Origin of the sequence: Cupriavidus sp. TMH.W2 (genome assembly GCF_050847365.1) — a bacterium.
Classification (GTDB): Bacteria; Pseudomonadota; Gammaproteobacteria; order Burkholderiales; family Burkholderiaceae; genus Cupriavidus.
In genome coordinates, this window is the sequence record NZ_CP193792.1 from 1,015,147 (window position 1) to 1,039,941 (window position 24,795).

Genomic DNA, 24,795 nt, shown 5'->3' on the forward strand with positions numbered 1-24,795 from the left:
CATCACCCTAGGTGGCCTACTAGGCCATCAGGTCGGGACGCGCGCGCGCTAAGGACAGACTCACTCCCTTAGCGCGAAATCCGCAAGGAATTTTCCAACGCCCCGGCCTGCTGCACGCACGCCGGGGCGTTTTGCATTCCACAGCCGTGGAGCGCGGAACAGGCGGTAAAGCCCCGGACGCAGCGTGCCGGGGACAGCACACGATAAGCAATCAGGAGCTCCACAAAATGTCTGACAAACTCATCATTTTCGACACCACCTTGCGTGACGGCGAGCAGTCGCCCGGCGCCTCGATGACCCGCGAGGAAAAGATCCGCATCGCACGCCAGCTGGAACGCCTGAGAGTCGATGTGATCGAGGCCGGTTTCGCGGCGAGCTCCAACGGCGACTTCGAGGCAATCCGCTCGATCGCGCAGGTGGTCAAGGACTCGACCATCTGCTCGCTGGCCCGTGCCAACGACAAGGACATCGCCCGCGCCGCCGAGGCGCTCAAGCCGGCCAACTCGTTCCGCATCCACACCTTCATCGCCACCTCCGCGCTGCACATGGAGAAGAAGCTGCGCATGACGCCGGACGAGGTGTATAACCAGGCCCGCCTGGCGGTGCGCTTTGCGCGCCAGTTCACCGATGACATCGAGTTCTCGCCGGAAGACGGCAGCCGCTCGGACATGGACTTCCTGTGCCGCGTGCTGGAAGGCGTGATCGCGGAAGGCGCGACCACCATCAACCTGCCGGATACCGTGGGCTATGCCGTGCCCGAGGGCTACGCCGACCTGATCCGTTCGGTGCGCGAGCGCATCCCCAACTCGGACAAGGCGATCTGGTCGGTGCACTGCCATAACGACCTGGGCATGGCCGTGGCCAATTCGCTCGCCGCCGTCAAGATGGCCGGCGCGCGCCAGATCGAATGCACCATCAACGGCCTCGGCGAGCGTGCCGGCAACACCAGCCTGGAAGAGGTGGTGATGGCGGTGAAGACGCGCCGCGACTACTTCGACCTGGACCTCGGCATCGACACCACGCAGATCGTGCCGGCCTCCAAGCTGGTGTCGCAGATCACCGGTTTCGCGGTGCAGCCGAACAAGGCCGTGGTGGGCGCCAACGCCTTCGCGCATGCTTCGGGCATCCACCAGGATGGCGTGCTCAAGGCGCGCGACACCTACGAGATCATGCGCGCGGAAGATGTGGGCTGGAGCGCCAACAAGATCGTGCTGGGCAAGCTGTCGGGCCGCAATGCCTTCAAGCAGCGCCTGCAGGAACTGGGCATCGAGCTCGAGAGCGAGACTGAAGTCAACGCCGCCTTCACCCGCTTCAAGGAACTGGCCGACCAGAAGGCCGAGATCTTCGACGAGGACATCGTCGCCATCGTCTCGAACGAAGCCCAGCACGACGCCAACGAGCACTTCCGCTTCATCTCGCTGTCGCAGCGCTCCGAGACCGGTGAGCGCCCGCACGCTCGCGTGGTGTTCAGCATGGACGGCCAGGAGCAGAGCGGCGAGGGCGAGGGCAACGGCCCGGTCGACGCCACCCTGCATGCGATCGAGTCGCGCGTGGCGAGCGGCGCCGAGATGGTGCTCTACTCGGTGAACGCCATTACCGGCGGTACCGAGGCCCAGGGCGAAGTGACCGTGCGCCTGTCCAAGGCCGGGCGCATCGTCAACGGCGTGGGCACCGACCCGGATATCGTCGCCGCTTCGGCCAAGGCCTACCTGGCCGCGCTGAACAAGCTGCACGACAAGGCGGTGCAGAAGATCAACCCGCAGATCTGACCAAGGCGTCTGCGTCAGACGGCGGAAGGCCTATCCGGCCTGAGCGTACGGACCAAGCCCGCCATTCCCGACCCGGGGATGGCGGGCTTTTTCATGTGCTCAGCGGCGGCGCTCGGCGGGATCGTAAAGCGGGTCGGGCGTGATCTGGGTCTGGCGCAGGATGCCGGCGTCGTCGAAATAGAAGTTGAACAGCGACGGCCACATGTCTTCATGGCGGAAGCGGTAGGACCAGACCTCGCGCCGCATCAGGGGGTAGTAGTCGACCGGCAGGCGCGTCGCGCCGAAATGCTCGGCCACGTCCCGCTTGGTCCAGGTATTGACCTGCGCCTTGTAGAGTTCGGGCGTCGACAACATGTTGCGGAAGGCGGTCAGGTTGCCGCCGCGGTCGAAGTCGGCGCCATAGGCATACTGGCCCAGCGGCTGCCTGGAGTAGATCCAGCGCGAGGTCCCGTCGCTCAGCGGGAACACATCGGTGGGCGGGCCGAAGGCGGCCTGTACCGCGGCTTGCGGCTGGCCCACCAGCCTGGTGCCTTCCTGTACCGGCATCAGCGTGGTGCAGCCGGACAACATGGCGACACCCAGCGCCAATGCGAGCCGGCGAGCGCCGTTGGTGATGACAGGAATCATGGCGAACCTCGATCGATGCGTGGACGGGAATGCGGCAAGTGTAGTGCGGTCCCCGCCGTTTGTGCGTCGGGCGCTGCTTTTTGGGGGATATTCCTGCAACATGGCCGTTGCCCCGGCGAACGGCATGCCGCTGGCCGCGCGCCATGGCATTTGCCGCCGGGCGGGGGCTGCCGTACCATCCAGCGCTTTCCGGGAGAGATGAATGAAGGTTGCGGCACGGTGGCGTGGATGGCTGGGCGGGTTGTTGCTGGTGGCAGCGGCGGGCGCGTCGGCGCAGGAGCCGATCCGGCTGGGCATGATCGACGGCCTGTCCGGCCCGTTCGCCAACGCCGGCGAGGCGGTGGTGCGCAACCTGCGCCTGGCGATCGACCGCATCAATGCGCGCGGCGGTGTCAAGACCGCCGAGGGCGCGCGGCCGCTGGAGCTGGTCACCTTCGACAGCAAGGGCAATGTCGATGAAAGCCTGATCCAGCTGCGCGCGCTGACCGACAAGCGCATCCCCTTTGTCCTGCAGGGCAACAGTTCGGCCGTGGCCAGCGCGCTGGTGTCGGCCATCAACCGCCACAATGCGCGCCAGCCCGACGCGCGCGTGCTGTTCCTGAACTACTCGGCGGTCGATCCCAGCCTGACCAACGAGAACTGCAGCTTCTGGCACTTCCGCTTTGACGCCAGCGCCGACATGCGCATGCAGGCACTGACCGAGGTGATCCGCCAGGACCAGACCGTGCGGCGCGTCTACCTGATCGACCAGGACTACAGCTTCGGCCACCAGGTATCGCGCTCGGCGCGCGAGATGCTGGCGGCGCGCCGCCCGGATATCCATATCGTGGGCGACGAGTTCCACCCGATCGGCAAGATCAAGGACTTCGCGCCCTATATCGCCAAGATCAAGGCGAGCGGGGCGGACGCGGTCATCACCGGCAACTGGGGCAACGACCTGACGCTGATGGTCAAGGCCGCGCGCGAAGGCGGCCTGCAGGCCAGGTTCTATACCTTCTACGGCAACGGCCTGGGCGCGCCCGCGGCGATGGGCGATGCCGGCGTGGGCCGCGTGCTCGCGGTGGCGGAATGGCACCCCAACGTGGGCGGCGCGGCGTCGGACGCCTTCTACCGGCAGTTCCGCGCGCGCTATCCGGACCCGAAGGACGATTACGTGCACCTGCGCATGCAGATGATGGTGGAGATGCTGGCGCGCGCGATCGAGCAGGCCGGCTCCACCGATGCGGTCAAGGTGGCGCGCGCGCTGGAGAACATGCGCTACGTCAATGACTTCCACGAGGCCACCGTGCGCGCCGACGACCACCAGGTGCTGCAGCCGCTGTACGTGTCGGTGATGGAGCGCCAGGGCGGGGCGGTGCGCTTTGACAACGAGGGCTCGGGCTATGGCTTCCGTACCGTGCGCAAGCTCAAGGCCGCGCAGACCACGCTGCCGACCACGTGCCGGATGGAGCGCCCCTGAGCGCCGGGGCTGCCGGGTACTCCTGCCGCGGCTTTTCGGCTATAATCCGCGGCTGTCGTGATCGGGCCATCGGCCTGATGGCGGCAGTAGCCAGTCAATACATGGCACGACGCATGCGGCGCATCCCGCGCTGTAGCGTTCGCAAGTGAAAGGAAATCATCATGGCAGTCGCCGATATCAACAAGTCCGAAGTCGTCAAGCAGTTCGCGCGTGGCGCCAACGACACTGGCAGCCCCGAAGTGCAAGTGGCCCTGCTGACCACCCGCATCAACGAACTGACCCCGCACTTCAAGGCCAACATGAAGGATCACCACAGCCGCCGCGGCCTGCTGCGCATGGTGAGCCGCCGTCGCCGCCTGCTGGACTACCTCAAGTCCAACGATGCCGACCGTTACCGCGCCCTGATCGAAAAGCTGGGCCTGCGCAAGTAAGGTTGCGTCGGAGGTTGCGTCAGATGGCAGCGCGATTCCAGGGTTTGCACGGTTTCGCGTGAGGCCTCGATGCCTGCTTCAGCATTGCTGGGGCAGGCATTTTGCATTTCTGGCGGGGTGAATCCGCGTTGCCCAGGGATGCAAGGCAGTTGATGAAGTGATTTTCGCTTCACGTCGCCCGGCGAGCATTCTGATTCCCCGGGCGCCCGTTGCAGCAAGCTGCGCAACGGAGTAAGTTGTTCTTTTTTGTTTTGAATACCCGGATCGGGCAAGGAACCAGGGCTTTGTGTCATTCCAGCGCGGCATCGGCATGCCAGTGCCGCGCTGGAATGGCATAGCACTTCCCTGTGACTGCGACCGGCAACCCGGCAGTTTGCCTGCGGCTGAGAACGCAGGCGTCGCAGGCCGCGCGCGAGTGATTGCGTGATTGCGCGGCATGCACGCAAGTCAAGGAATGCAAATGTCCATGTTCAACAAGGTCGTCAAGGAATTCCAGTGGGGCCAGCACACGGTCCGCATGGAAACCGGCGAAATCGCCCGCCAGGCCGGCGGTGCGGTGCTGGTCGATGTGGAAGACACCGTGGTGCTCGCGACTGTGGTCGCCGCCAAGAGCCCGAAGCCGGGCCAGGACTTCTTCCCGCTGACCGTCGACTACATCGAGAAGACCTACGCAGCCGGCAAGATCCCCGGCGGCTTCTTCAAGCGTGAAGGCCGTCCGTCGGAAAACGAGACGCTGACCTCGCGCCTGATCGACCGTCCGCTGCGTCCGCTGTTCCCTGAGGGCTTTTACAACGACGTCCAGGTGGTGATCCACGTGGTGTCGCTGAACCCGGAAGTGCCCGCCGACATCCCCGCGCTGATCGGCGCGTCGGCCGCGCTGGCCGTGTCGGGCATCCCGTTCAACGGCCCGGTGGGCGCCGCGCGCGTGGGCTACAAGGACGGCCAGTACCTGCTGAACCCGACCCGCTCGCAGATCGCCACCTCGGACCTGGACCTGGTGGTCGCCGGTACCGAGCGCGCCGTGCTGATGGTGGAATCGGAAGCCAACCAGCTGTCCGAAGACGTCATGCTGGGCGCCGTGGTCTATGGCCACGAGCAGATGCAGATCGCGATCAACGCCATCCATGAGCTGGTGCGCGAAGGTGGCAAGCCTGAATGGGACTGGGCCCCGGCCGCCAAGAACGAGCCGCTGATCGCCAAGGTCACCGAAGTGGCACTGCCGCTGCTGCAGGAAGCCTACCAGCTGCGCCAGAAGTCGGCCCGCAGCCAGAAGCTGAAGGAAGTGTCGGCCAACGTGGCCGCCGCGCTGGAAACGGCCGGCGTGCAAGCTGACAAGGTGGAAGTCGGCAACATCATGTTCGACCTGGAAGCCAAGATCGTCCGTGGCCAGATCCTGGGCGGCGAGCCGCGCATCGACGGCCGCGACACCCGCACCGTGCGCCCGATCGAGATCCGTTCGTCGGTGCTGCCGCGCGCGCACGGCTCGGCGCTGTTCACCCGTGGTGAAACCCAGGCGCTGGTGGTGGCCACGCTGGGCACCAAGAGCGACGAGCAGATCATCGACGCGCTCGCCGGCGAATACCGCGACCGCTTCATGCTTCACTACAACATGCCTCCGTTCGCCACCGGCGAAACCGGTCGCGTGGGCAGCCCGAAGCGCCGCGAAATCGGCCACGGCCGCCTGGCCAAGCGCGCACTGATCCCGGTGCTGCCGAAGGACGATGAATTCGCCTACACCATCCGCCTGGTTTCGGAAATCACCGAGTCCAACGGCTCGTCGTCGATGGCTTCGGTCTGCGGCGGCTGCCTGGCGCTGATGGACGCCGGCGTTCCGGTCAAGGCGCACGTGGCCGGCGTGGCCATGGGCCTGATCCTGGAAGGCAACAAGTTCGCCGTGCTGACCGACATCCTGGGCGACGAAGACCACCTGGGCGACATGGACTTCAAGGTGGCGGGTACCGACAACGGCATCACCGCGCTGCAGATGGACATCAAGGTCCAGGGCATCACCAAGGAGATCATGCAGGTTGCACTGGCGCAGGCCAGGGAAGGCCGCCTGCACATCCTGCACAAGATGCAGGATGCGATGGGCCACGCCCGCACCGAGCTGTCGGCGCACGCGCCGCGCATGATCACCATGAAGATCCATCCGGACAAGATCCGCGAAGTGATCGGCAAGGGCGGTTCGACCATCCAGGCGCTGACCAAGGAAACCGGCACCACCATCGACATCCAGGAAGACGGCACGATCACGATCGCGTCGACCTCGACCGACGGCATGGCCGAAGCCAAGCGCCGCATCGAGGGCATCACCGCGGAAGCCGAAGTGGGCAAGATCTACGCCGGTACCGTGCTGAAGCTGCTGGACTTCGGCGCCATCGTCAACATCCTGCCGGGCAAGGATGGCCTGCTGCACATCTCGGAAATCGTCAACGAGCGTGTGAAGGACATCAAGGACTGGCTGAAGGAAGGCCAGCATGTCCGCGTCAAGCTGATCCAGGCTGACGAGAAGGGCCGCCTGCGCCTGTCGCTGAAGGCCGCGCTGGCCGAAGAGGGCGGCAGCATCAGCCCGATCAACGCCGGCGAAGCCGCTGCCCCGTCAGCCCCGGCCGAAGGCTCGGAACAGCAGTAAAGTCAGCGGGGCAGGATTGCCCGCGGGCGCCGCCGCAAGGTGGTGCCGCCGGAAAAACGGCTGGACGATGTCCAGCCGTTTTTTTGTTTACACTGCCGGCAACCCTATCGAGCCACGGCTCACACCGACCCTGGCGCGACCCATCGTCGAGCCGCGCCAAGACAAGTACAAGGAGCAGAGCAGCATGCAAGCCATCGAGATCCGCGAATACGGTGCCCCCGAAGTCCTCCAGCTGGCCGAGCGTCCCGACCCGGTGCCGGGCGCGGGCGAGGTCCTGATCCGCGTGGCTGCCGCCGGCGTCAATCGTCCCGACGTGTTCCAGCGCACCGGCAACTATCCGGTGCCGCCGGGCGCTTCGGACCTGCCCGGGCTGGAAGTGGCGGGCGTGGTGGTGGGCGGCGACCTGTCGCATGCCGACAACCGCTTCGGCCTGAAGGTGGGCGACCGTGTCTGCGCGCTGGTGCAGGGTGGCGGCTACGCGCAGCTGTGCACGGCGCCGCTGGCGCAGGTCCTGCCGGCGCCGCAGGGCCTGAGCGATATCGAGGCCGCGGCGCTGCCGGAGACCTTCTTCACGGTCTGGAGCAATGTGTTCGACCGCGGCTACCTGGGCCAGGGCCCGCGCGGCAAGGATGAAACCCTGCTGATCCAGGGCGGCTCCAGCGGCATCGGCACGACCGCAATCCAGGTCGCCAAGGCGCTGGGCTACAAGGTCTTCGTCACCGCCGGCACCGACGAGAAGTGCAAGGCCTGCGAAGACCTGGGTGCCGATCGCGCGATCAACTACAAGACCCAGGACTTCGTTGCCGAGGTGGCCGCGCTGACCGGCGGCAAGGGTGTTGACGTGATTCTCGACATGGTTGCCGGCCCGTACCTGGCGCGCGAGCTCAAGTGCATCGCCGACGACGGCCGCATCGTCATCATCGCGCTGCTGGGCGGTGCCAAGGCCGAAATCCCGCTGGGCGATATCCTGCGCCGGCGCATCACCGTGACCGGTTCCACGCTGCGTCCGCGCCCGGCATCGTTCAAGGGCAAGATTGCCGCGGCGCTGCATGAGCAGGTGTGGCCGCTGCTGGCCGCGGGCAAGATCAAGCCGGTGATCCACCAGGTGTTCCCGGCTGCGCAGGCAGCCGACGCGCATCGCCTGATGGAGTCGAGCGAGCATATCGGCAAGATCGTGCTGACCTGGTAAGGCGCAGCGCCCGTTGCATGTGGCCAATGCTGCCGCCCCCGTCATCGGGCGGCGGTAGCGCCGTGCCCCTGCCACACGCTACAATACCGGGTTTGATTTGGGAGGGGCACTTCGTGAGACAAAAGCTCGTCATCGGCAATTGGAAGATGCATGGCAGCCTGGCTGCGAACGCGGCGCTGCTGGACGGAATCAAGGCTGGCGGGGCCAGGGCGACGCTGGCGGTCTGCGCGCCGTTCCCCTATCTTGCACAATGTCAGGCGTTGCTGAATGGCTCGCAAGTGGCCTGGGGCGCACAGGATGTGTCGGCCGAGGCGCGCGGCGCCTTTACCGGCGAAGTGGCGGCATCGATGCTGGGTGAGTTTGGCTGCACTTATGTGCTGGTCGGTCACTCGGAGCGCCGCACTTACCACGGCGAAACCGACCAGACCGTCGCGGCCAAGGCGCTGCGCGCGCTGGAATTCGGCATCGTCCCGGTGGTCTGCGTGGGCGAAACGCTGGCCCAGCGCGAGGCGGGCGAGACCGAGGCCGTGGTCGGCAGGCAACTGCAGGCCGTGCTGGAGGCGCTGACCGTGGAGCAGTTGAGCCGCGTGGTGCTGGCCTATGAGCCGGTCTGGGCGATCGGCACCGGCAGGACCGCCACCAGCGAGCAGGCTCAGGCGGTGCACGCTTTCCTGCGCGGCCAGGTTGCCGCGCGCGACGCGGGCGTGGCCGGGCGCATGGCCATCCTGTACGGCGGCAGCGTCAAGCCGGACAATGCGGCCGAACTGTTTTCCATGACCGATATCGACGGGGGCCTGATTGGCGGCGCCTCGCTGAAACCGGAAGATTTTCTCGCGATCGGCAACGCCTGAATGCCGGCCGTTCCGATCGACCGATCAGGCAAGTAACCAGCCAGTAAGGCTAATTTAAATCAAATGGCAATCTTCAAGACATTGTTGGTGGTGCTGCAGGTGTTGTCGGCGCTGGGCGTGATTGGCCTGGTGCTGATCCAGCATGGCAAGGGCGCCGATGTGGGCGCGGCATTCGGTTCGGGCGCCTCGGGCAGCCTGTTCGGTGCCACCGGCTCGGCGAACTTCCTGTCGCGCACCACCGCCGTGCTGGCCACGCTGTTCTTCGTCTGTACGCTGGCGCTGACGCTGCTGGGCAATTACAAGCCCGCTGCGTCGCTGGGCGTGATGGGCGCGGCGCCGGCATCCGCGCCCGCCGTCGCAGGCGCATCGGCTCCCGCCGCAGCGCCGGCTGCCGCTGCGGCCGCTTCGGCGCCGGCAGCCCCCGCTGTACCGAAATAATCCGATTGCCTTGCGGCGGATTCCTGAGTTTTTTTGCAGTTGTGCGTTGAACAAAGCAAGAAATCTGGGTTAGAATGCAAGGCTTGAAACGATTCCCCAGCGATGGGTTCCGAGCAAAGACGAAAGCTTTTGCAAAGGACCTGAAGGGCCTGAAAACCCGGCGCCAGGCAATATTGTTTCTCCCCCAGCCGACGTGGTGAAATTGGTAGACACGCTATCTTGAGGGGGTAGTGGCGAAAGCTGTGCGAGTTCGAGTCTCGCCGTCGGCACCAAACAACTTGATCGGAGTCCCTGGCCGGGCAATGCACCCGAGCGTGGGACTCCGGCAGTCCGCAAGGCGGCGCGCCATGAGGTCTATGGCTTAGCGCCTGGGGTGGGCAACAGGACGCCGCTTCAGCTGGTGCTGTTGACAACATTCCAGATAAGGCTGGCCGTACCTTGAATCTCGAAGCCTACTTCCCCGTTCTCATCTTCATCATCTTCGGTGTCGTGCTTGGCGTGGCACTGATGTCGATCGGTCGGATCCTCGGTCCGAACAAGCCCGATCCCGCGAAGCTGTCGCCGTACGAGTGCGGCTTCGAAGCGTTCGAGGACGCGCGCATGAAGTTCGATGTGCGCTACTACCTCATCGCCATCCTGTTTATCCTGTTCGATCTCGAAACCGCCTTCCTGTTTCCGTGGGGTGTCGCCCTGCGGGAAATCGGCTGGCCGGGATTCATCGCCATGGGCGTGTTTCTGCTGGAATTCATCGTGGGCTTCGTCTACATCTGGAAAAAGGGCGCGCTCGATTGGGAGTGATGTGAAATGGCAATCGAAGGCGTTCTCAATGAAGGCTTCGTCACGACTACCGCTGACAAGCTGATCAACTGGACCCGCACCGGGTCGCTGTGGCCGATGACCTTCGGCCTGGCCTGCTGTGCTGTGGAAATGATGCATGCCGGCGCCGCGCGCTATGACCTGGACCGCTTCGGCGTGGTGTTTCGCCCGTCGCCGCGCCAGTCGGACGTGATGATCGTGGCCGGCACGCTGTGCAACAAGATGGCCCCCGCGCTGCGCAAGGTCTACGACCAGATGGCGGAACCGCGTTGGGTGATCTCGATGGGCTCGTGCGCCAACGGCGGCGGCTACTACCATTACTCGTACTCGGTGGTGCGTGGCTGCGACCGTATCGTGCCGGTGGATATCTACGTGCCGGGCTGCCCGCCGACGGCAGAGGCGCTGATCTACGGCGTGATCCAGCTGCAGAACAAGATCAAGCGTACCAACACCATCGCGCGCAAGGGCTGAAATGGCGAAGCTCGACATCCTGAAGGCCGCGCTCGAGAAAGCTCTCGGCAAGCGCGTGCAGAAACTGATCGAGGCGACCGGCGAACTGACGCTGATCGTCAAGGCCGACGACTACCTGGAAGCTGCCCGCACCCTGCGCGACGATCCGTCGCTGCGCTTCGAGCAGCTGATCGACCTGTGCGGCGTGGACTATTCCGAATACGGCGAAGGCAGCTGGGACGGCCCGCGCTTCGCCGCGGTCTCGCAGCTGCTGTCGATCACCCACAACTGGCGCCTGCGCGTGCGCGTGTTCGCCCCGGATGATGATTTCCCGGTGCTGCCGTCGGTGATCGACGTGTGGAACGGCGTCAACTGGTTCGAGCGCGAAGCCTTCGATTTCTACGGCATCGTGTTCGACGGCCATCCGGACCTGCGCCGCATCCTGACCGACTACGGTTTCGTCGGCCATCCGTTCCGCAAGGACTTCCCGGTTTCCGGCTTTGTCGAGATGCGCTACGACCCGGAACAGAAGCGGGTCATCTACCAGCCGGTGACGATCGATCCGCGCGAAATCACGCCCCGCGTGATCCGCGAGGAAAACTACGGCGGCTTGCAGCACGGATAACGCGCCATGGCAGATATCAAGAATTACACCCTGAACTTCGGCCCGCAGCACCCGGCCGCGCACGGCGTGCTGCGCCTGGTGCTGGAACTGGACGGCGAAGTCATCCAGCGCGCCGACCCGCATATCGGCCTGCTGCACCGTGCCACCGAGAAGCTGGCAGAAACCAGGACCTGGATCCAGAGCGTGCCGTACATGGATCGCCTCGACTATGTGTCGATGATGGTCAACGAGCACGCCTACGTGATGGCGATCGAGCGCCTGCTGGGCCTCGAGGTGCCGGTGCGCGCGCAGTACATCCGCGTGATGTTCGACGAGATCACCCGCCTGCTGAACCACCTGATGTGGATCGGCGCGCACGCGCTGGACGTGGGCGCCATGGCGGTGTTCCTGTACGCCTTCCGCGAGCGCGAGGACATGTTCGACATGTACGAGGCGGTGTCGGGCGCGCGCATGCACGCGGCCTACTACCGTCCGGGCGGCGTGTATCGCGACCTGCCTGACACGATGCCGCAATATCGTGCGTCCAAGGTACACAACGAGCGCGCCATCAAGGCCATGAACGAGGCGCGTTCGGGCTCGCTGCTGGACTTCATCGAGGACTTCACCAACCGGTTCCCGAAGTACGTCGACGAGTACGAGACGCTGCTGACCGACAACCGGATCTGGAAGCAGCGCCTGGTGGACATCGGCGTGGTCAGCCCGGAACGCGCGCTGCAGATGGGCTTTACCGGCCCGATGCTGCGCGGCTCGGGTATCGAGTGGGACCTGCGCAAGAAGCAGCCGTACGAGGTGTACGACAAGCTGGACTTCGACGTGCCGGTGGGCGTGGGCGGCGACTGCTACGCGCGCTACCTGGTGCGCGTGGAAGAGATGCGCCAGTCCAACCGCATCATCAAGCAGTGCGTGGAATGGCTGCGCCGCAATCCGGGCCCGGTGATCACCGATAACCACAAGGTGGCGCCGCCCTCGCGCGTGGACATGAAGTCCAACATGGAAGAACTGATCCACCACTTCAAGCTCTTCACCGAAGGCATCCATGTGCCCGAAGGCGAAGCGTACGCAGCGGTGGAACACCCGAAGGGCGAGTTCGGTATCTACGCGATCTCGGACGGCGCGAACAAGCCGTACCGCCTGAAGATCCGTGCGCCTGGCTTCCCGCACCTGGCCGCGCTCGATGAAATGGCCAAGGGACACATGATTGCTGACGCGGTAACGATCATCGGCACGCAAGACATCGTCTTCGGCGAGATCGACCGCTAATCACGGACCGCCGGCCCGGACGACGATCCGGGCGCTTTCCGCGGCGCTCCCCAGGGGGCGGGCGGAAGACCCGCGGCGGACCGGTAGGGCCTCAGGCCTGCCGGCGGAACGGGCAGCGACGGCTGCAAACCTGCGGAAGGGATCGCCCGGTGGCGCTGCCTTTCGCCGTTTTACTGCAATGACCATGCTATCAGCAGAAGCTCTCAAGGAAATCGATCGCGCGATCGCGAAGTATCCGGCCGACCAGAAGCAGTCGGCCGTGATGGCGGCGCTTGCCGTGGCGCAGGGCGAGGTGGGCTGGGTTTCCCCCGAAGTCATGCAGTTCGTCGCCAGCTATCTCGAGATGCCGCCCGTGTGGGTGGAAGAGGTGGCGACCTTCTACAACATGTATGACACCAAGCCGGTGGGCAAGTACAAGCTCACCGTCTGCACCAACCTGCCGTGCGCCCTGTCGGGCGGGGAGCGGGCTGGCGACTACCTGAAGCGCAAGCTCGGGATCGACTACAACGAAACCACCGCGGATGGCTGCTTCACGCTGAAGGAAGGCGAGTGCATGGGCGCTTGCGGCGATGCGCCGGTGATGATCGTCAACAACACCCGCATGTGCAGCTGGATGAGCGACGACAAGCTCGACGCCCTGGTCGACGAGCTCAAGGCCGAGGCTGCCAAGGGGGGCAAGTAACATGACCTGTCTGCACGACCGCCATATCCAGCCGCTGATCCTGGCCGGCCTGGACGGCAAGAACTGGCACCTGGAAGACTACGTCAAGCGTGGCGGCTACCAGCAACTCAAGCGCATCCTGACCGGGAAGATCCCGCCCGAGCAGGTGATCGCCGACGTCAAGGCCTCGGGCCTGCGCGGCCGGGGCGGTGCGGGCTTCCCGACCGGCCTGAAGTGGAGCTTCATGCCGCGTACGTTCCCGGGTCAGAAATACCTGGTCTGCAACACCGATGAAGGCGAGCCTGGCACGTTCAAGGACCGCGACATCATCCGCTACAACCCGCATGCGCTGATCGAGGGCATGGCCATCGGCGCGTACGCGATGGGCATCACCGTGGGCTACAACTATATCCACGGCGAGATCTGGAACGAATACAAGATCTTCGAGGAAGCCCTCGAAGAGGCGCGCGCCGCCGGCTTCCTGGGCGACAACATCCTGGGTTCGGGCTTCAGCTTCCAGCTGCACGCCCACCACGGCTACGGCGCCTACATCTGCGGCGAGGAAACCGCGCTGCTCGAATCGCTGGAAGGCAAGAAGGGCCAGCCGCGCTTCAAGCCGCCGTTCCCGGCCAGCTTCGGCCTGTATGGCAAGCCGACCACCATCAACAACACCGAGACCTTCGCCGCGGTGCCGTTCCTGCTGGCCGTCGGCCCCGAGAACTACCTGAAGATGGGCAAGCCGAACAACGGCGGCACCAAGATCTTCTCGATCTCGGGCGACGTCGAGCGTCCCGGCAACTACGAGATCCCGCTGGGCACGCCGTTCGCCAAGCTGCTGGAGCTCGCCGGCGGCATGCGCGGCGGCAAGCGCATCAAGGCGGTGATCCCGGGCGGCTCGTCCGCGCCGGTGGTGCCGGGCGACCTGATGATGGCGTCCGACATGGACTACGACTCGATCGCCAAGGCCGGCTCGATGCTGGGCTCGGGCGCGGTGATCGTGATGGACGAGACGCGCTGCATGGTCCGCTCGCTGCTGCGCCTGTCGTACTTCTATTTTGAGGAATCGTGCGGCCAGTGCACGCCGTGCCGCGAAGGCACCGGCTGGCTCTACCGCATGGTCAATCGCATCGAACACGGAGAGGGGCGCCAGGAAGACCTGGACCTGCTCAACAACGTCGCGGAAAACATCATGGGCCGCACCATCTGCGCGCTCGGCGATGCCGCGGCGATGCCGGTCCGCGGCATGCTCAAGCACTACTGGAAAGAGTTCGAATATCACGTCGAACACAAGCAGTGCATGGTTCCGGCCTACATCTAAGCGTGGCAGAACATGGTTGAACTAGAGATCGACGGCAAGAAGGTTGAGGTTGCTGAAGGCAGCCTGGTGATGGAAGCGGCCCGCAAGCTGGGCACCTACATCCCGCACTTCTGCTACCACCGTAAACTGTCCATCGCGGCCAACTGCCGCATGTGCCTGGTCGAGGTCGAGAAGGCGCCCAAGGCGCTGCCCGCCTGCGCCACGCCGGTGACCCCCGGCATGAAGGTCTTCACCAATTCGGAGAAGGCGGTCAAGGCACAGAAGTCCGTGATGGAATTCCTGCTGATCAACCACCCGCTCGACTGCCCGATCTGCGATCAGGGCGGCGAATGCCAGCTGCAGGACCTGGCCGTGGGCTATGGTGCTTCGGAGTCGCGCTACAAGGAAGAAAAGCGCGTGGTGTTCCACAAGAACGTGGGCCCGCTGATCTCCATGGAGGAGATGACCCGCTGCATCCACTGCACCCGCTGCGTGCGCTTTGGCCAGGAAGTGGCCGGCGTGATGGAGCTGGGCATGCTCAACCGCGGCGAGCACTCCGAGATCACCACCTTCGTCGGCAAGACCGTCGATTCGGAACTGTCGGGCAACATGATCGACCTGTGTCCGGTCGGCGCGCTGACCAGCAAGCCATTCCGCTACTCGGCCCGCACCTGGGAACTGGCCCGCCGCAAGTCGGTGTCGCCGCATGACGGCCTGGGCGCGAACCTGGTGGTGCAGACCAAAAACCAGCGCGTGATGCGCGTGCTGCCGCTGGAAAACGAAGACATCAACGAGTGCTGGATCTCCGACAAGGACCGCTTCTCGTATGAAGGCCTGAACAGCGCCGACCGCCTGACCCGCCCGCTGCTGAAGCAGGGCGGCGAATGGATGGAAACCGACTGGCAGACCGCGCTGGAATACGTGGCCAACGGCCTCGCCAGCATCAAGCGCGATCACGGCGCCGACCAGATCGCCGCGCTGGCCAGCCCGCACAGCACGCTGGAAGAACTGTTCCTGCTGGGCAAGCTGATGCGCGGCCTGGGCAGCGACAACGTCGACTTCCGCCTGCGCCAGACCGATTTCTCGGCCGCACTGAAGGGCACGCCGTGGCTGGGCATGCCGGTGGCCGACGTGACCACCCTGCAACGCGTGCTGGTGATCGGCTCGTCGCTGCGCAAGGATCATCCGCTGCTGGCCTCGCGCCTGCGCCAGGCAACCAAGAAGGGTGCCCGCGTGGCCGTGCTCGGCGCCGGCGGTGAGGACCTGCTGATGCCGGCGACCCGCATCGACGTAGCACCGTCGGGCTGGACCGCCGCACTGGCGGGCGTGGCCCGCGCCGTGGCTGCGGCCAAGGGCGTCGCCGCCCCGGCCGGCACCGAAGGTTTCGACGGTGCCGACAGCGCCGCCAAGGTGGCCGAAGCGCTGCTTTCGGGCGAGCGCCGCGCGGTGTTCCTCGGCAACGAGGCCGTGCGCCACCCGCAATTCTCGGCGCTGCACGCGCTGGCACAGTGGATCGCCAAGGAAACGGGCGCCACGCTGGGCTTCCTGACCGAAGCCGCCAACACCGTCGGCGGCCATGTCGCCGGCGCGCTGCCCAGGCAGGGCGGCGCCAATGCGCAGGCCATGCTGGACACGCCGCGCAAGGCCTACATCCTGCTGAACACCGAACCCGAGTTCGACGCCGCCGACCCGCGCAAGGCGCTGGCCGCGCTGTCCCAGGCCGGCACGGTGGTGGTGCTGTCGCCGTTCCGTTCGGAAGCGGCCATGCAGTACGCCGACGTGATCCTGCCGGTGACGCCGTTCACGGAAACCGCCGGCACCTTCGTCAACTGCGAAGGCAAGCCGCAGAGCTTCAACGGCGTGGTGCGCGCCCTGGGCGAATCGCGTCCGGGCTGGAAGGTGCTGCGCGTGCTGGGCAACCTGCTGGACGTGGCCGGCTTCGACTACGAGACCGCCGAGTCGGTGCGTGCCGAAGTGCTGTCGGCTCCGGTCGACGCGCTGCTGGACAACGGCACCGATGCGCCGATCCGCGTCAGCGCCGCGGCTGCCAACGGCATCGAGCGCATCGCCGATGTGCCGATCTACCACGCCGACCCGATCGTGCGCCGCGCCGAGTCGCTGCAGCTGACCGCTGCCGCACGCCGCGCCATGCAGATCGCACTGCCGGCCGACCTGTTCGCCAGCCTTGGCATCCAGTCCGGCGATCCGGTGCGGGTCACGCAAGGGCAGGGCAGCGTGGTGCTGCCGGCCGTGCTCGAAGCCACGCTGCCGGCCAACACCGTGCGCGTGCCGGCCGCGACGCCGGCGGCCATGAGCCTGGGCGCGATGTTCGGCGCGGTCACCGTAGAGAAGGCCATTGACCTGGCGCCGGCCACCGGCACCGTGGCCACGGCGTAAGAACAAGAGCGAGAAGAAGACATGATTGACTGGATTACCTCGCAAGGGCAGGGCGCGCTGGGCGCGTACTGGACGCCGCTGTGGATCCTGATCCGCGCCGTGCTCATCGTGGTGCCGCTGCTGCTGTGCGTGGCTTACCTGATCCTGTGGGAGCGCAAGCTGATCGGCTGGATGCACGTCCGTCTCGGCCCGAACCGCGTGGGCCCGCTCGGCCTGCTGCAGCCGATTGCCGACGTGCTGAAGCTGCTGCTCAAAGAAGTGATGATGCCCACGCAGGTCAGCCGGGGCATGTACCTGATCGCGCCGCTGATGGTGCTGATGCCGGCCGTCGCGGTCTGGGCCGTGATTCCGTTCCAGGCCGAAGTGGTGATGGCAAACGTCAACGCCGGCCTGCTGTATGTGATGGCGATCAGCTCGGTCGGCGTGTACGGCGTGATCCTGGCGGGCTGGGCTTCGAACTCCAAGTACGCTTTCATCGGCGCCATGCGTGCCGCGGCACAGATGGTGTCGTATGAAATCGCCATGGGCTTCGCGCTGGTGACGGTGCTGATGGTCGCCGGCAGCCTGAACCTGTCGGCCATCGTGAACGGCCAGAACACCGGCTACTTCGCCGACATGGGCATCAACATCCTGTCGTGGAACTGGCTGCCGCTGCTGCCGATGTTCGGCGTCTACTTCATCTCGGGCGTGGCCGAAACCAACCGCCACCCGTTCGACGTGGTGGAAGGCGAGTCGGAAATCGTGGCCGGCCACATGATCGAATACTCGGGCATGGGCTTCGCGCTATTCTTCCTGGCCGAGTACATCAACATGATCATCATCTCGACGATGACCTCGCTGATGTTCCTGGGCGGCTGGGCGCCTCCGTTCTCGAGCCTGGTCACCAACGCGGTTCCCGGCTTCTTCTGGCTGCTGATCAAGGTATTCCTGCTGCTGTCGGTCTTTATCTGGATCCGTGCCTCGTTCCCGCGCTACCGCTATGACCAGATCATGCGCCTGGGCTGGAAGGTGTTCATCCCCCTGACCGTGGTATGGCTGATCATCGTGGCGATCTGGATCAAGTCGCCCTGGAACATCTGGCACTGAACAGCCAAACGACGGCGCGTTGTCCACGGCGCGCCGCGTGGAAATACTAGGAAGCAATCGTCATGCTGCTCGCCATCAAGGACTTCTTCAACAGCCTGCTCCTGAAGGAACTCTTCAAGGGTATGGCGCTGACCGGCCGCTATCTCTTCGCGCGCAAGGTCACGGTCCAGTTTCCGGAAGAGAAAACGCCGATCTCGCCGCGTTTCCGCGGCCTGCACGCGCTGCGTCGCTACCCCAACGGGGAAGAGCGCTGCATCGCCTGCAAGCTGTGCGAGGCGGTGTGCCCGGCGCTGGCCATCACGATCGAGTCGGACGTGCGCAACGATGGCACGCGCCGCACCACCCGTTATGACATCGATCTGACCAAGTGCATCTTCTGCGGTTTCTGCGAAGAGGCCTGCCCGGTGGATGCCATCGTGGAAACGCAGATCCTGGAGTACCACGGCGAGAAGCGCGGCGATCTGTACTTCACCAAGGACATGCTGCTGGCGGTGGGCGACCGCTACGAGCCGCAGATTGCGGCAGCCAAGGCTGCCGACGCCAAGTATCGCTGACCGGTTCGTGGCTGCCAAAGCTGGCAGCCGCTGCCACCGAATTTGAATGCGGCCCTCCTGAAGAGGGCCACTGCAAGGATGCCGCAGGAGCGGGCCACCCGAAGGGGATGGCTTGTGCCGAACGGCCCTCAGAGGATCCGATAGGAACCATGGAACTCACGACCACCATCTTCTACGTCTTTGCGCTGGTGCTGGTGCTCTCCGCACTGAAAGTCATCACTGCGAAGAACCCGGTGCATTCCGCACTGTTCCTCGTGCTGTCGTTCTTCACGGCCGCGGCGATCTGGATGCTGCTCAAGGCGGAATTCCTCGCCATCCTGCTGGTGCTGGTCTACGTCGGCGCGGTGATGGTGCTGTTCCTGTTCGTGGTGATGATGATCGATATCGACATCGAGCACCTGCGCCGCGACTTCTGGACCTACGTGCCGATGGCGTCGATCGTCGGCGCGCTGATCATCGCCGAGATGGCGATCGTGCTGGTGCGCAACTTCATCGGCACCACCACGCCGGTGGTGGCCGCCGGCTCGCAGGACCCGGGCTACTCGAACAGCGCCGCGCTCGGCAAGCTGATCTACACCGACTACATCTACGCGTTCGAAGTGGCCGGCATCATCCTGCTGGTGGCGATCATCGCCGCCGTGGCGCTGACCCTGCGCCGCCGCAAGGACGTCAAGGCCCAGGACGTGTCGGCGCAGCTGCGCACCCGCCGCGGCGACCGCGTGCGCCTGGTGTCGATGCAGTCCGAAGGCCAGACCCAGCAGACGGAAGCCGCGGCTGCCGCCAATAAGAACTAAAGCCCGGAGAAATCGCTGTGCTCTCTCTCGCTCATTTCCTCGTGCTCGGTGCGATCCTGTTTGCGATCAGCATCGTCGGCATCTTCCTGAACCGCAAGAACGTGATCGTGCTGCTGATGGCGCTCGAACTGATGCTGCTTGCGGTGAATATCAACTTCGTCGCCTTCTCGCACTACCTGGGCGACCTGGCTGGTCAGGTTTTCGTTTTCTTCATCCTCACGGTGGCCGCCGCCGAGTCGGCAATCGGTCTCGCCATCCTGGTTGTGCTGTTCCGCAACCTGGATACGATCAACGTGGACGACCTGGATACCCTCAAGGGCTGATCCGTGTCGCACTGCGCAGATACCCAAGACTCACCGACCGCACACCACTAAGCGTCCTATGGCAACCACGCTCAACCCCAACCTGCTGCTTGCGATTGCGCTGGCGCCGCTAGTCGGCTCCGCGATCGCCGGCCTGTTCGGTACCAAGTTCTTCGACCTGTTTTCCTCGGAGTCGCGCGGCGGCCGGATCTTGGCGCATACCGCCACGATCCTGGGCGTTGCCATTTCCTTCGTGCTGTCGGTGATGGTGCTGCTCGACGTGATGAACGGCGCGGGCTACAACGGCACCGTCTACGAGTGGATGGCCATCGGCAGCCTGAAGATGGAGGTCGGCTTCCTGGTCGACTCGCTGACCGCGATGATGATGGTCGTGGTGACCTTTGTCTCGCTGATGGTGCACATCTACACCGTCGGCTACATGGACGGGGACCCCGGCTACAACCGCTTCTTCGCCTACATCTCGCTGTTCACCTTCTCGATGCTGATGCTGGTGATGAGCAACAACTTCCTGCAGCTGTTCTTCGGCTGGGAAGCGGTGGGCCTGGTGTCGTATCTGCTGATCGGCTTCTGGTACACCCGCCCGACGGCCATCTTCGCCAACCTGAAGGCCTTCCTGGTCAACCGCGTCGGCGACTTCGGCTTCATCCTGGGCATCGGCCTGCTGCTGGCCTACGCCGGCAGCATGAACTACACCGACGTGTTCGCCGCGCGCGAGCAGCTGGCAACCGTGATCTTCCCGGGCACCGACTGGATGATGATCACCGTGGCCTGCATCTGCCTGTTCATCGGCGCGATGGGCAAGTCGGCGCAGTTCCCGCTGCACGTCTGGCTGCCTGACTCGATGGAAGGCCCGACCCCGATCTCCGCACTGATCCACGCGGCCACCATGGTGACCGCCGGCATCTTCATGGTCGCGCGCATGTCGCCGCTGTTCGAGCTGTCGGATACGGCGCTGTCCTTCGTGCTGGTGATCGGTGCCATCACGGCGCTGTTCATGGGCTTCCTGGGCATCATCCAGAACGACATCAAGCGCGTGGTCGCTTACTCGACCCTGTCGCAGCTGGGCTACATGACCGTGGCGCTGGGCGCTTCGGCCTACTCGGTGGCCGTGTTCCACCTGATGACGCACGCGTTCTTCAAGGCGCTGCTGTTCCTGGGCGCGGGCTCGGTCATCATCGGCATGCACCACGACCAGGACATCCGCAACATGGGCGGCCTGCGCAAGTACATGCCGATCACCTGGATCACCTCGCTGGTGGGTTCCCTGGCGCTGATCGGCACGCCGTTCTTCGCCGGCTTCTACTCCAAGGATTCGATCATCGAGGCCGTGGCCGAGTCGCATATCGCTGGTTCCGGCTTTGCCTACTTCGCCGTGCTGGCCGGCGTGTTCGTCACCGCGTTCTACTCGTTCCGCATGTACTTCCTGGTCTTCCACGGCAAGGAGCGCTGGGGCCAGAACCATGCCCACCAGCACCATGAAGGCGATCACGAGGATGAGGAAGTCTCGCACGACCACCACCATGGCCTGTCCGCCGGCGAGACGCCGCACGAGTCGCCGTGGGTGGTGACCCTGCCGCTGGTGCTGCTGGCGATCCCGTCGGTGATCGTTGGCGCGATCGCGATCGCGCCGATGCTGTTCGGCGATTTCTTCAAGCACGGCATTGCCTTCAAGGACGTGATCTTCGTTGGCGAGAACCACCATGCCATGGAAGAACTGAAGGAAGCGTTCCACGGCTGGGTGCCGATGGCGCTGCACTCGCTGACCACCCCCGTGCTGTGGCTGGCCATCGCCGGTGTGGTGCTGTCGTGGTTCTTCTACATGAAGCGCCCGGACATCCCCGAGGCCATCAAGAACCGCTTCTCGGGCCTGTACAAGCTGCTCGACAACAAGTACTACATGGACGCCATCAATCAGGCCGTGTTCGCGCGCGGCGCACGCCTGCTCGGCACCGGCCTGTGGAAGGGCGGCGACCAGAGCCTGATCGACGGCCTGTTCGTCAACGGCGCGGCGCGCGTGGTGGCTTCGTTCGCCGCCGCCAGCCGCTACCTGCAGTCGGGCTACATCTACCACTACGCGTTCGCGATGATCGTCGGCATGCTGGTGCTGCTGACGCTGACGGTCACGGGCGTGATCGGCACCAAGTGATAGGCACCAAGTAAGGAAAACAAGGAAATGGTTCTGTCTTTCTCAATCTGGCTGCCTGTCTTTTTCGGCCTGCTGATCCTGGCCTTCGGCTCGGACCGCAGCCCGGCCTTCGTGCGGTGGATGTCGCTGTTTGGCTCGATCGCCAGCTTTGTCGTCACGCTGCCACTGGTGTTCCACTTCGACCGCGCCTCCGCGGCGATGCAGTTCGTCGAGAAGGCGAACTGGATCGAACGCTTCAACATCCACTACCTGCTGGGCGTTGACGGCATCTCGATGTGGTTTGTGGTGCTGACCGCCTTCATCACGGTGATCGTGGTGATCTCGGCGTGGGAAGTGATCACCGAGCGCGTGGCCGAGTACATGGCCTCGTTCCTGATCCTGTCGGGCCTGATGGTCGGCGTGTTCTGCACCCTGGACGGCATGCTGTTCTACGTGTTCTTCGAGGCCACGCTGATCCCGATGTACATCATCATCGGCGTCTGGGGCGGCCCGAACCGTGTCTATGCCGCGTTCAAGTTCTTCCTGTACACGCTGGCGGGCTCGCTGCTGACGCTGATCGCGCTGCTGTACCTGTACAACAAGACCGGCACGTTCGAGATCCTGCAATGGCACCAGGCCAAGCTGTCGATGAACGAGCAGATCGCGCTGTTCATTGCCTTCTTTGTCGCTTTCGCGGTGAAGGTGCCGATGTGGCCGGTTCACACCTGGCTGCCCGACGCCCACGTGGAAGCGCCGACCGGCGGTTCGGTGGTGCTGGCCGCCATCATGCTGAAGCTGGGCGCCTACGGCTTCCTGCGGTTCTCGCTGCCGATCGCGCCTGACGCCAGCCACTACCTGGCCCCGTTCATCATCACCATCTCGCTGATCGCGGTGATCTACATCGGCCTGGTGGCTCTGGTGCAGGCCGACATGAAGAAGCTGGTGGCGTATTCGTCGATCGCCCACATGGGCTTCGTCACGCTGGGCTTCTTCATCTTCAGCGACATCGGCGTAGAAGGCGGCATCGTGCAGATGATCTCGCACGGCTTTATCTCCGGCGCAATGTTCCTGTGCATCGGCGTGCTGTATGACCGCGTGCACTCGCGCCAGATCGCCGACTACGGCGGCGTGGTGAACACCATGCCGAAGTTCGCCGCGCTCTCGGTGTTCTTCGCGATGGCCAACTGCGGCCTGCCGGCCACCTCGGGTTTCGTCGGCGAGTTCATGGTGATCCTGGGCGCGGTCAAGTTCGACTTCTGGATCGGCCTGCTGGCGGCCACTGCCCTGATCCTGGGCGCCGCCTACTCGCTGTGGATGGTCAAGCGCGTGATCTTCGGCGACGTCGTCCACCAGCACGTGCGCGAGCTGGCCGACCTGAACAAGCGTGAATTCGTCATGCTAGGCCTGCTGGCCATCATGACGCTGTACATGGGCCTGCACCCGAAGCCCTTTACCGACGTGATGCACGCGTCCGTGGTGAACCTGCTGTCCCACGCGGCACAGTCCAAGCTGTAATCGGGGAGAGAAATCAACATGCAACCGTCCTCGACACTCGCCCCCGTGGCGCCGATCATCTTCCTGGCGATCGCCATTGCCGCGATCAACTGGATCGACCTTGCGCGCGGCAAGGGCAAGCAGAGCGTTGCCTACCCGCTGTCGCTGCTGACCACGCTGGTGCTGACAGTGTGGTTCGGCCTGAACGCCGCCGCCGGCGAGACGCACTATGCGTTTGCCAACCTGGTGGTGATCGACCCGATGGCCAACGTCCTGTCCGCGTTCTGCGCGGCGGGCCTGTTCGTCACGCTGGTGTATACGCGCCGCTACCTGGCTGAGCGCGACATGTTCGCCGGCGAGTTCTACATGCTGGCCCTGTTCACGCTGGGCGGCCAGATCGTGATGATCACCGGCAACAACTTCCTGACCCTGTACCTGGGCCTGGAACTGCTGTCGCTGTCGTCGTACGCGCTGGTGGCACTGCGCCGCGAATCGCGCGTGACCTCGGAATCGGCGATGAAGTACTTCGTGCTCGGCGCGCTGGCTTCGGGCTTCCTGCTGTACGGCATCTCGATGATGTATGGCGCCACCGGTTCGCTGAACCTGGGGCAGGTGTTCCGCGTGGTCGAGTCGGGCCGCGTCAACACCACCATGCTGGCCTTCGGCGTGGTCTTCATTGTCGCCGGCCTGTCGTTCAAGCTGGGTGCCGCGCCGTTCCACATGTGGATCCCGGACATCTACCAGGGTTCGCCGACCGCGGTGACGCTGCTGATCGCCGGCGGCCCCAAGGTGGCAGCCTTTGCGCTGTTCATCCGCGTCCTGGTGGAAGGCCTGCTGCCGCTGGCCAGCGATTGGCAAATGATGCTGGTAGTGCTTTCCATCGTCTCGCTGGCGATCGGCAACCTGACCGCAATCGTGCAGAGCAACCTGAAACGGATGCTGGCATACTCGACCATCTCGCACATGGGCTTCGTGCTGCTGGGCCTGCTCTCGGGCGTGGTGGCCAACAAGGCTGATGGGGCCGCCGATGCGTACAGCTCGGCGATGTTCTACTCGGTGACCTACCTGCTGACCACGCTGGGCACCTTCGGCATCATCCTGCTGCGCACCAGCAAGGGCTTCGAAGCCGAGACGCTGGAAGACCTGAAGGGCATGTCGCGCCGCAACCCGTGGTTTGCCTTCCTGATGCTGGTGATGATGTTCTCGCTGGCCGGCATTCCGCCGACCGTGGGCTTCTACGCCAAGCTGGCGGTGCTGGACGCGGTGATCAAGGCCGGCATGACCTGGCTGGCCGTGGTGGCGGTGATGTTCTCGCTGATCGGCGCGTTCTATTACCTGCGCATCGTCAAGCTGATGTACTTCGACGCGCCCGCCGGCGAAGAAGAGCTGGAAGCTTCCTTCGGCCTGCGCTCGATGCTGAGCGTGAACGGCGCCGCGGTGATCCTGCTGGGCCTGTTCCCGGCCGCGCTGATGAACCTGTGCTACCAGGCCATCCGCGCGACCCTGAGTTCCTGATC

General features: G+C 64.7%; 22 protein-coding genes and 1 tRNA gene. 22 read left to right on the forward strand and 1 reads right to left on the reverse strand.

Features of this window, described 5'->3' with window-relative positions; translation table 11 throughout:
• Nucleotides 1-227 precede the first annotated feature (227 nt).
• Nucleotides 228-1,769 carry a 2-isopropylmalate synthase gene (locus tag ACREYQ_RS04755; protein WP_432259630.1) on the forward strand — a complete coding sequence of 514 codons (1,542 nt, stop codon included), beginning with the start codon at nt 228-230 and terminating at the stop codon, nt 1,767-1,769.
• A 99-nt stretch (nt 1,770-1,868) separates the two neighbouring features.
• Here the strand turns inward: ACREYQ_RS04755 and ACREYQ_RS04760 are convergent, their stop codons facing one another.
• The gene (locus ACREYQ_RS04760; protein WP_432259631.1) at nt 1,869-2,396 is read right to left on the reverse strand and encodes a hypothetical protein; all 528 of its coding nucleotides are present in this window, start codon (nt 2,394-2,396) and stop codon (nt 1,869-1,871) included.
• Nucleotides 2,397-2,598: 202 nt separating this feature from the next.
• Here ACREYQ_RS04760 and ACREYQ_RS04765 point away from each other — a divergent pair, with 202 nt between their 5' ends.
• The 21 genes from ACREYQ_RS04765 to nuoN all read left to right on the forward strand — a co-directional run bounded on the left by ACREYQ_RS04765 (nt 2,599) and on the right by nuoN (nt 24,793).
• A complete protein-coding gene (locus ACREYQ_RS04765; protein WP_432259632.1) occupies nt 2,599-3,855 on the forward strand; it encodes a branched-chain amino acid ABC transporter substrate-binding protein in 1,257 nt (418 codons plus the stop codon).
• A 161-nt stretch (nt 3,856-4,016) separates the two neighbouring features.
• Nucleotides 4,017-4,286, forward strand: a complete 270-nt coding sequence (gene rpsO, locus ACREYQ_RS04770) for a 30S ribosomal protein S15 (protein WP_432259633.1) — start codon at nt 4,017-4,019, stop codon at nt 4,284-4,286.
• Nucleotides 4,287-4,746: 460 nt separating this feature from the next.
• Nucleotides 4,747-6,918, forward strand: coding sequence for a polyribonucleotide nucleotidyltransferase (gene pnp, locus ACREYQ_RS04775; protein WP_432259634.1), 2,172 nt, complete (start codon nt 4,747-4,749; stop codon nt 6,916-6,918).
• 184 nt (nt 6,919-7,102) lie between these two features.
• On the forward strand, nt 7,103-8,107 hold the full coding sequence (locus ACREYQ_RS04780; RefSeq protein ID WP_432259635.1) for an NAD(P)H-quinone oxidoreductase: 1,005 nt from the start codon (nt 7,103-7,105) through the stop codon (nt 8,105-8,107).
• A 113-nt stretch (nt 8,108-8,220) separates the two neighbouring features.
• Nucleotides 8,221-8,958, forward strand: a complete 738-nt coding sequence (gene tpiA, locus ACREYQ_RS04785; protein ID WP_432259636.1) for a triose-phosphate isomerase — start codon at nt 8,221-8,223, stop codon at nt 8,956-8,958.
• A gap of 63 nt (nt 8,959-9,021) precedes the next feature.
• Nucleotides 9,022-9,396 (forward strand): preprotein translocase subunit SecG, encoded by a 375-nt coding sequence (gene secG / locus ACREYQ_RS04790; protein WP_432259637.1) that lies wholly within the window; start codon nt 9,022-9,024, stop codon nt 9,394-9,396.
• 187 nt (nt 9,397-9,583) lie between these two features.
• Nucleotides 9,584-9,668 (forward strand) — tRNA-Leu (locus tag ACREYQ_RS04795).
• 166 nt (nt 9,669-9,834) lie between these two features.
• On the forward strand, nt 9,835-10,194 hold the full coding sequence (locus ACREYQ_RS04800; protein ID WP_078195723.1) for an NADH-quinone oxidoreductase subunit A: 360 nt from the start codon (nt 9,835-9,837) through the stop codon (nt 10,192-10,194).
• 6 nt (nt 10,195-10,200) lie between these two features.
• A complete protein-coding gene (locus tag ACREYQ_RS04805; protein WP_011297145.1) occupies nt 10,201-10,683 on the forward strand; it encodes a NuoB/complex I 20 kDa subunit family protein in 483 nt (160 codons plus the stop codon).
• A 1-nt stretch (nt 10,684) separates the two neighbouring features.
• Nucleotides 10,685-11,287 carry an NADH-quinone oxidoreductase subunit C gene (locus ACREYQ_RS04810; protein WP_432259638.1) on the forward strand — a complete coding sequence of 201 codons (603 nt, stop codon included), beginning with the start codon at nt 10,685-10,687 and terminating at the stop codon, nt 11,285-11,287.
• A 6-nt stretch (nt 11,288-11,293) separates the two neighbouring features.
• Complete coding sequence (locus ACREYQ_RS04815) at nt 11,294-12,547, forward strand: NADH-quinone oxidoreductase subunit D (RefSeq protein WP_432259639.1); 1,254 nt, start codon at nt 11,294-11,296, stop codon at nt 12,545-12,547.
• A 184-nt stretch (nt 12,548-12,731) separates the two neighbouring features.
• A complete protein-coding gene (gene nuoE / locus ACREYQ_RS04820) occupies nt 12,732-13,229 on the forward strand; it encodes an NADH-quinone oxidoreductase subunit NuoE (RefSeq protein WP_078198488.1) in 498 nt (165 codons plus the stop codon).
• 1 nt (nt 13,230) lies between these two features.
• On the forward strand, nt 13,231-14,526 hold the full coding sequence (nuoF, locus tag ACREYQ_RS04825) for an NADH-quinone oxidoreductase subunit NuoF (RefSeq protein ID WP_432259640.1): 1,296 nt from the start codon (nt 13,231-13,233) through the stop codon (nt 14,524-14,526).
• Between the two features lie 12 nt (nt 14,527-14,538).
• The gene (gene nuoG, locus ACREYQ_RS04830) at nt 14,539-16,902 is read left to right on the forward strand and encodes an NADH-quinone oxidoreductase subunit NuoG (RefSeq protein ID WP_432259641.1); all 2,364 of its coding nucleotides are present in this window, start codon (nt 14,539-14,541) and stop codon (nt 16,900-16,902) included.
• A gap of 21 nt (nt 16,903-16,923) precedes the next feature.
• The gene (nuoH, locus tag ACREYQ_RS04835; protein WP_432259642.1) at nt 16,924-17,988 is read left to right on the forward strand and encodes an NADH-quinone oxidoreductase subunit NuoH; all 1,065 of its coding nucleotides are present in this window, start codon (nt 16,924-16,926) and stop codon (nt 17,986-17,988) included.
• 62 nt (nt 17,989-18,050) lie between these two features.
• Nucleotides 18,051-18,542, forward strand: a complete 492-nt coding sequence (nuoI, locus tag ACREYQ_RS04840; protein ID WP_022534067.1) for an NADH-quinone oxidoreductase subunit NuoI — start codon at nt 18,051-18,053, stop codon at nt 18,540-18,542.
• Between the two features lie 149 nt (nt 18,543-18,691).
• On the forward strand, nt 18,692-19,336 hold the full coding sequence (locus ACREYQ_RS04845; RefSeq protein WP_432259643.1) for an NADH-quinone oxidoreductase subunit J: 645 nt from the start codon (nt 18,692-18,694) through the stop codon (nt 19,334-19,336).
• Nucleotides 19,337-19,353: 17 nt separating this feature from the next.
• Nucleotides 19,354-19,659 carry an NADH-quinone oxidoreductase subunit NuoK gene (gene nuoK / locus ACREYQ_RS04850; protein ID WP_018005450.1) on the forward strand — a complete coding sequence of 102 codons (306 nt, stop codon included), beginning with the start codon at nt 19,354-19,356 and terminating at the stop codon, nt 19,657-19,659.
• A 58-nt stretch (nt 19,660-19,717) separates the two neighbouring features.
• Complete coding sequence (gene nuoL / locus ACREYQ_RS04855) at nt 19,718-21,805, forward strand: NADH-quinone oxidoreductase subunit L (protein WP_432259644.1); 2,088 nt, start codon at nt 19,718-19,720, stop codon at nt 21,803-21,805.
• Nucleotides 21,806-21,832: 27 nt separating this feature from the next.
• Complete coding sequence (locus ACREYQ_RS04860; protein WP_432259645.1) at nt 21,833-23,299, forward strand: NADH-quinone oxidoreductase subunit M; 1,467 nt, start codon at nt 21,833-21,835, stop codon at nt 23,297-23,299.
• 18 nt (nt 23,300-23,317) lie between these two features.
• Entirely contained in the window at nt 23,318-24,793 is a 1,476-nt protein-coding gene (gene nuoN, locus ACREYQ_RS04865; RefSeq protein WP_432259646.1) for an NADH-quinone oxidoreductase subunit NuoN, read from the forward strand.
• Nucleotides 24,794-24,795: the final 2 nt, after the last annotated feature.

Coding starts and splice junctions, on each gene's coding strand:
- ACREYQ_RS04755 (WP_432259630.1), top strand. CDS start 228: ATGTCTGACAAACTCATCATTTTCGACACCACCTTGCGTGACGGCGAG.
- ACREYQ_RS04760 (WP_432259631.1), bottom strand. CDS start 2,396: ATGATTCCTGTCATCACCAACGGCGCTCGCCGGCTCGCATTGGCGCTG.
- ACREYQ_RS04765 (WP_432259632.1), top strand. CDS start 2,599: ATGAAGGTTGCGGCACGGTGGCGTGGATGGCTGGGCGGGTTGTTGCTG.
- rpsO (WP_432259633.1), top strand. CDS start 4,017: ATGGCAGTCGCCGATATCAACAAGTCCGAAGTCGTCAAGCAGTTCGCG.
- pnp (WP_432259634.1), top strand. CDS start 4,747: ATGTCCATGTTCAACAAGGTCGTCAAGGAATTCCAGTGGGGCCAGCAC.
- ACREYQ_RS04780 (WP_432259635.1), top strand. CDS start 7,103: ATGCAAGCCATCGAGATCCGCGAATACGGTGCCCCCGAAGTCCTCCAG.
- secG (WP_432259637.1), top strand. CDS start 9,022: ATGGCAATCTTCAAGACATTGTTGGTGGTGCTGCAGGTGTTGTCGGCG.
- ACREYQ_RS04805 (WP_011297145.1), top strand. CDS start 10,201: ATGGCAATCGAAGGCGTTCTCAATGAAGGCTTCGTCACGACTACCGCT.
- ACREYQ_RS04810 (WP_432259638.1), top strand. CDS start 10,685: ATGGCGAAGCTCGACATCCTGAAGGCCGCGCTCGAGAAAGCTCTCGGC.
- ACREYQ_RS04815 (WP_432259639.1), top strand. CDS start 11,294: ATGGCAGATATCAAGAATTACACCCTGAACTTCGGCCCGCAGCACCCG.
- nuoE (WP_078198488.1), top strand. CDS start 12,732: ATGCTATCAGCAGAAGCTCTCAAGGAAATCGATCGCGCGATCGCGAAG.
- nuoF (WP_432259640.1), top strand. CDS start 13,231: ATGACCTGTCTGCACGACCGCCATATCCAGCCGCTGATCCTGGCCGGC.
- nuoG (WP_432259641.1), top strand. CDS start 14,539: ATGGTTGAACTAGAGATCGACGGCAAGAAGGTTGAGGTTGCTGAAGGC.
- nuoH (WP_432259642.1), top strand. CDS start 16,924: ATGATTGACTGGATTACCTCGCAAGGGCAGGGCGCGCTGGGCGCGTAC.
- nuoI (WP_022534067.1), top strand. CDS start 18,051: ATGCTGCTCGCCATCAAGGACTTCTTCAACAGCCTGCTCCTGAAGGAA.
- ACREYQ_RS04845 (WP_432259643.1), top strand. CDS start 18,692: ATGGAACTCACGACCACCATCTTCTACGTCTTTGCGCTGGTGCTGGTG.
- nuoL (WP_432259644.1), top strand. CDS start 19,718: ATGGCAACCACGCTCAACCCCAACCTGCTGCTTGCGATTGCGCTGGCG.
- ACREYQ_RS04860 (WP_432259645.1), top strand. CDS start 21,833: ATGGTTCTGTCTTTCTCAATCTGGCTGCCTGTCTTTTTCGGCCTGCTG.
- nuoN (WP_432259646.1), top strand. CDS start 23,318: ATGCAACCGTCCTCGACACTCGCCCCCGTGGCGCCGATCATCTTCCTG.